The organism is Desulfocicer vacuolatum DSM 3385, from assembly GCF_900176365.1.
GTDB classification, from domain to species: Bacteria; Desulfobacterota; Desulfobacteria; order Desulfobacterales; family Desulfobacteraceae; genus Desulfocicer; species Desulfocicer vacuolatum.
Map to the genome: position 1 here is coordinate 1 of NZ_FWXY01000076.1, position 1379 is coordinate 1379.

General features: G+C 52.6%; 1 protein-coding gene. It reads right to left on the bottom strand.

The genetic code is table 11. From position 1 onward, the window contains the following. A partial coding sequence (locus B9A32_RS20965) for a fumarate reductase flavoprotein subunit (RefSeq protein WP_084072141.1) occupies window positions 1-1379 on the bottom strand: 1379 nt, incomplete at both ends.

Genomic DNA, 1379 nt, shown 5'->3' on the forward strand with positions numbered 1-1379 from the left:
GGCGGCATCTCCATCTTCATCACATCAAGATCTTCATATTCCACTTCGGGAAGATCGGCATTGTCGTCCTTCCAATAGGTCAGGGTGCGTTTGAGCCAGTCACGGTCGTTTCTTTCCGGGAAATCCTCCCTGGCATGGGCGCCTCGGCTCTCTTTTCTGAGCATGGCACCATAGGCCACACACTGGGCAAGTTTGATCATTTTGGGCACCCTGATGGCTTCCACAAGTTCCGGGTTGGAAGAGCTTATTTTATTTCTAAGGGCCACATTTTGGGATCGCTGGTGCAACACTTTTAACTCTTCCACGGCCTGGACAAGGTCTGTTTCATTTCTGAAAATACCCACCTTGTCCATCATGATCTCCTGCATCTCTTTTTTCAGCTCATAGGGATTTTCCCCACGGTCCCGTTGGATCAGGGTGGAAATTTTCTCCTTTTCCCGGCTCATGAACTTTTCAATGAGTTTGGTATTGATATTAAGAGGATTGTTCTGGCAGTGATCTGCCACATATTCACCCACAATCATACCGGCCACAACGGTTTCGGCAACGGAGTTACCGCCAAGGCGGTTGAATCCGTGCATGTCCCAGCAGGCAGCTTCACCGGCGGAAAAAAGACCCTTTAAGGTGGGGCTTTCACCGGTGGCCTTGGTGCGGATGCCGCCCATGGAGTAATGCTGGGTGGGACGCACCGGAATATACTCGGTGACAGGGTCAATGCCAAGGAAATATTCGCAGATCTCTTTTACTTCCCTTAAGTTCTTTTCAATGTGTTTTCTGCCCAAAAGGGTGATATCCAGCCAGAGATGATCACCGTATCGGGAGGGAATCCCCTTGCCCTTTCTCATGTGCTCGGTCATGCGGCGGGACACAACATCCCTTGAGGCCAGCTCTTTTTTACCGGGTTCATAGTCGGGCATGAAACGGTATCCGTCTTTATCAAGCAACAATCCGCCGTCCCCCCGGCACCCTTCGGTGGTGAGAATACCCACAGGTACAATGGCCGTGGGATGGAACTGCACCGCTTCCATGTTACCAAGGCAGGCCACACCGGTTTCAAGGGCAATGGCATTACCGATGCCCTCGGAGATCACCGCATTGGTGCTCACGGAATAAAGACGTCCATAACCGCCTGTGGCAATGGTGGTGGCCCTTGCCACATAGGCAATGAGCTCCCCTGTGATCAGATTCCGGACAACGGCCCCGTGGCACACACCGTCATCGTGAATAAGGGCGATGGCTTCCTTTCGTTCATGCACGGGAATGCCAAGTTCAATGGCTTTGTTGTCCATGGCATAGAGCATGGTGTGGCCGGTGCCGTCGGAGGTATAGCAGGTACGCCATTTTTTGGTGCCGCCGAAATCCCGGGAGGTGATCAAGCC